2 rRNA genes are annotated in these 1,048 nt (G+C 52.2%); both read right to left on the minus strand.

From position 1 onward, the window contains the following. Positions 1 to 473 (minus strand): 23S ribosomal RNA (locus Q7C21_RS22130); the annotation flags it as partial. A 517-nt stretch (positions 474 to 990) separates the two neighbouring features. Next, positions 991 to 1,048, minus strand: a 16S ribosomal RNA gene (locus tag Q7C21_RS22135); the annotation flags it as partial.

The raw sequence follows: 1,048 nt of genomic DNA on the forward strand, positions 1-1,048 counted from the left end.
CGGGCCCCGTGCTACTTGGGTGTCTCTCAAACGAGCCGTACAGATTTCAGCTACGGGAGTCTTACCCTCTACGCCGGACCTTTCGCATGTCCTTCGCCTACCCATACGGTTTCTGACTCGTCCCACGGCCGGCAGACCGTGCAAGAGGATCCCACAACCCCGCATACGCAACCCCTGCCGGGTCTCACACGCATACGGTTTGGCCTCATCCGGTTTCGCTCGCCACTACTCCCGGAATCACGGTTGTTTTCTCTTCCTGCGGGTACTGAGATGTTTCACTTCCCCGCGTTCCCTCCACGCAACCTATACATTCAGCTGCGGGTCATACGGCATGACACCGTACGGGGTTTCCCCATTCGGAAATCTCCGGATCAAAGCTTGCTTACAGCTCCCCGAAGCATATCGGTGTTCGTCCCGTCCTTCATCGGCTCCTAGTGCCAAGGCATCCACCGTGCGCCCTTAAAAACTTCAACACAAAACAAGTTCTCAAGTTTGAGCTATAAAACAATCAACAAAATCACAAAACAACCACACCAAAAAACCCCAAAAGGCTCTCTAACATGGTCATCTTATAAGATGCTCGCGTTCACTATACAGTTCCCAAACAACAACCCCACACCCCCACACAAACCACCAACAACCCACCCAAAAGGCGAACCATCACGATGACCGTGCAAAGACACAGGACAAACACTGAAACACCAAACCCCTCAAACAAGGGGGCTTGTTGCCTCAAAACCCAACAGCATGCCAAACCATACAAACCACCTGGCCCCCACACCCTCATTCCAACACCCACAACCCCCAAAGGAGAAGCAAACGCGTACTAAGAAAGCATGAACACCATGCAGCCACAGCCAATACCACCAAACACAACATGAGCTGCATCTGTTTTTCCGGTATTGAGTTCATTGATATTCCACCCATGAGCAACCCGCCTGCCAACACTCGTGACAGAAACGGGCAACCAATAATTGGTTAGCTCCTTAGAAAGGAGGTGATCCAGCCGCACCTTCCGGTACGGCTACCTTGTTACGACTTAGTCCCA

The sequence above is a fragment of the Pantoea sp. ANP04 genome, assembly GCF_041982285.1.
Classification (GTDB): Bacteria; Pseudomonadota; Gammaproteobacteria; order Enterobacterales; family Enterobacteriaceae; genus Pantoea; species Pantoea eucalypti.